The organism is Priestia sp. P5_B4 (assembly GCF_056400385.1).
The window spans coordinates 1-1,445 of record NZ_JBFULJ010000931.1; the positions used below are offsets into that span (position 1 = coordinate 1).

1 protein-coding gene and 1 pseudogene are annotated in these 1,445 nt (G+C 35.7%); one reads left to right on the forward strand and one right to left on the reverse strand.

Going from position 1 to position 1,445, the window contains the following annotated elements; translation table 11 throughout:
• Positions 1-44 precede the first annotated feature (44 nt).
• Positions 45-545 (forward strand): annotated as a pseudogene (locus AC1DRF_RS27585) (MBL fold metallo-hydrolase); the annotation flags it as partial.
• Here the strand turns inward: AC1DRF_RS27585 and AC1DRF_RS27590 are convergent.
• Positions 527-1,234: a lysozyme inhibitor LprI family protein gene (locus AC1DRF_RS27590; protein WP_477742256.1), complete on the reverse strand. Its 708-nt coding sequence runs from the start codon at positions 1,232-1,234 to the stop codon at positions 527-529. The pseudogene AC1DRF_RS27585 and the gene AC1DRF_RS27590 sit on opposite strands and share 19 nt — an antisense overlap.
• Positions 1,235-1,445: the final 211 nt, after the last annotated feature.

The following is a 1,445-nucleotide window of genomic DNA, read 5'->3' on the forward strand; positions in this document are numbered from 1 at the left end:
CACCATTGGGTGCCTTAATATAGAGACTATCTCCTTGACCGACACCCAATGGTGAGGACATTCTAATTGATGGGGGAAACAAAGGAAAAGGAAATGCCGTTGTAAGTTATTTAAAGAAACAAAAAGTCGATGATATAGAAGTGTTAATTTCTACTCATCCTGATGCTGATCATATTGGTGGATTAGATGAAGTTATTAATGCATTTAAAGTAGAAAATGTCTACGCACCAAAAGTAAGCAATAACACACAAGCATACAAAGACTTTTTAAATGCTGTAAAAAAGAAAAGATTAACGATTAAAACGGCACAAGCAGGCGTAAAACTACCTGTTAAAGAAGTTAATGCTCAAATCGTAGGACCTACCAAAACATATGCCAACAGTGATTTAAATGACTGGAGTGCTGTTGTACACATGGCTTATAAGAAGAATACATTTTTATTTACAGGTGATGCTGAAACAAAAGCAGAAGCAGAYATGATTAAGGCGAAGAAAACATTGCGTGCAGATGTACTTAAAGTAGGACATCATGGAGCTTCTTCAGCATAAGCTAAAGTTCCTCCTCCAGATTCTTTCAATTCTTTTTGAGAAGCAGCATCTCTATCTTTAATCCATTGACGTTGTTTGATTTTTAGGTCATTCATTTCCGATGCAGGTAATTGGTTCTTTAATTCACCATAGATATCGTTCAGCACCTTGTCCCACATTTGATAATTAGCTCCAGAAGCCTGTCTTCTGTCGCCATCGATCTGATCATTAACTGGTTGTACTTCACTAGATCTGGTCTGTTCTAGTAAATCTAAATAATAAGCTTTTTTGCTATTAGTTATCGTTGTATCTGAACTATTTGTTGATGAAGTGCTTGTAGTTGGACCAGTCTTTGATACAGTAGTAATTGGCCCATTTTTAGCTATATTAGTTAAGTATAATTGATTATTGATAAGCACTGCTGTGTACATCCAATTGTATTTATTTGTTTTTTGAGATCCATCTGGTTGTCTAACAGATACAGTCTCTACAGTTTGTATTTTATAAAGAGGCCCATCAGAAGAATTACCTGCTTTCGTAAAATTCACTACAGAATAATCTACCCAGTTCTCTTTAATACCCTTCTTATATAAGTGGCTTACCAATGATTGTTGGTCATTATATAACGAACCTTTTAAAACATGTGCAACCTCACTGAACTGCCCCGTATTAATTGCAGTTGTCAGTCCATTTATGTAGTCAGCCATTACTAGAGCTGCTGTATCTTTAGTAACAAAAGCTTCGTCGGAGACTGTATTTGAATTAGTTGAGTTTTGCTGATTACTATTTTTGTGAACAGCACTCGCCTGATTGCTACCTTTTATAGTTGAGGATTCTCCAGTATTGTTTTCTGTAGCATTATTACTATCTTGATTCGTTTTAGTAGCAGTATTATCACTGGTCTCCTGGCTACTAACC